Here is a 2,336-nt window from a genome sequence, read left to right on the forward strand (position 1 = left end):
TCTGCGGCTAAGTTTGATAAAGGACTAACTAACCTACGACTTACAAGCATTGCAGATAAAAATGCCAGTCCAGCAATTATAAGCATTATGGCTAGGTTATTGATATAGATATTTTGTAAATTGAGAATATATGGTGCAGCAGCTACTTCCACAACCAGTTTCCAGGGTAAGTTTTCACCTACAGGGGTTTCCTGTCTGTAAAATGAGTTTTTCCATCTCACTATAGGAGGCAAATTTTCTTTTGGGGGTAGCCACTGATAAATGCCGTTATCTTTTTGTCGGATCTCCCCACTTTTTAGGCGATCGATTACTCCTCCCTCCGATTTGCTATTAGCAATGATGCGTCCTTTATTATCAATTAGGTATGTTTGTAAATTTTGACTGGAAATATGCGATTTCATTCGTTCGCTTATGTCCCTCATATCTACTGTCGCATTAACCACACCCCCAAACTTTTTATTGACAATAACTGGCACATTTAAACAAATTTCATGCTCTCCATGTATATGGATATGACCATCAGTTATTAATGCTTTTAAATATTTTTTTACTTTTTCAAAACCATGTTTTTTAGCGATATTAAGACCTAACATCGATCTGCCCAACTCATTTTTTACTGGATAAGCGGCAATGATAGTACCCCCTGCATCGGTAACATATAGATTGTCGAAAGCAGGCGATATCCGCTTAATTAGGGCTGTACTTTGCTGTAAGCGATCGGATATATCAGTACCGGACTCAGCAGCAACTTTGGCTAGTTCTTCTAGCGTGTCTACACGTCGCTGATACCAAGATTCTAGATAAGCAACTACCTCTTGATTAGTGGATATAATTTGTGTGTTAATTCCAGTCTCAATATCCTTGATAACGCGATGTCCATTCAAAACCATGAGTGTGAGAGATGGAAAAAAAACAAAAGCAACGAACAAGTTTAATAAAGTTTGTTGAAATGATATAGTATTTTTTGCCTGGGGAATAGCTATCCATTTTTGAATTGGTAAGTTGGTCAATATCAGGCTGGCAACTAAGGCGTTAAATATGCCATTGACAGATTGTTTGAGCGCGATCAGTAATGTTTGCATCGTATCCACTTGCAATGCGCCTGCATAAAATATCCACACCAATGGCATACCGATTAGCAACCAGTAAATTCCATCCAAAAACAGCATATTTTTGCTGTAACGGTGTAATGAAAAACCGATAAAAATAGCTTCGCATATCAGAATAATTGCCGCATATGGATGGTTCCACAGTACCACTGTATGCCAGCTAGCCAAGATAGCTGCTAGTGTCCCCCAGCCTACGCCGAACAGTCTCACTACCAGCAATACTGGAATACTGCCAAAGAGAAAATCTACGCCAAAAAACATTGACAGGCTAAAATAATTACCTAGATAACCTGCTGCTATTAGTATGAGGAGAATTGGGGTAAACTTTTTCTGGCGAATTTCTATCATTTGGCTAACTTTTAAATTTCGGATAGAGCGGTTTTTGATTGGCTCTAAACAACTTAATGCCTCAAATTAAAAGGCGATTCATTTCTTACTAATATCGCTTCTGTTCAAGTACTCGCCATCTGGGTAGAGCGGGAGAATCTTCTACTTTAAGTGGGTAGATTTTAATCAAAGGACTTAAACATAATCGACCTCAGAAGAGAAAAAGTTGTTTATATTGTCATAGCGGAAAGTTACTCGCTAGTCAACTTTATTTTGGTATTATTTTAATTTGAAGTTGACTTGTATCTTTATTTTAAGCTGGAAGCGATCGCAAATCGGCATTGAGGTGAAAAATCGCTGCAATCGGCAGCTTTTCGGCGAAATATTGCGGTTGAGGTAGCCTGGAACGATAGGCTGACGATCGCTATCCCGTTTTGATGTCCAAGCCGGAAAGGAAGTATTTCTTGCCGGCCAGCAATCCGTTGCTCTACTTCCAGAGAAAAACAGAGAGAAAGAAAAGTCTTTCTCCCTGTCTTTTGCAGAAAATAGATGCAAAGGGACAGGAGATAATGGTTATACTCCTAGCTAAAAAAGTGGATTGCATCTTTTTTGTCTGGCGATCGCACGCTGAGGTTCTCTATCTCACAAAGAGCCTATTTTACATTTTTGATTTTACATTTTGGATGGGCAGAAAAATTGCATACAGTATGTCAAGCCTATAGAAATAACCCTAAAAGGCAGTCAAAAATTTGCCAGTGGGGTCAATGTAAAACCAAAAATGTTAAATTGATTGATTGGCTTGATTTTTATCAAGTTTGAGATATTAAAATCTCTTATTTTTTCGCGATTACCCATATGGCGTGAACCAGTCCGGGAACATACCCAAACAGCGTTAACAGG

The 2,336-nt window shown here is 38.6% G+C and carries 1 protein-coding gene; it reads right to left on the reverse strand.

Annotated features, from left to right (window positions below):
- On the reverse strand, positions 1-1,457 hold a 1,457-nt coding region (locus H6S82_RS29580; RefSeq protein ID WP_191057204.1), incomplete at its 3' end, for a cache domain-containing protein.
- Positions 1,458-2,336 lie beyond the last annotated feature (879 nt).

It is taken from the genome of Planktothrix sp. FACHB-1355 (genome assembly GCF_014748295.1).
Lineage (GTDB): Bacteria > Cyanobacteriota > Cyanobacteriia > Cyanobacteriales > Aerosakkonemataceae > Aerosakkonema > Aerosakkonema funiforme_A.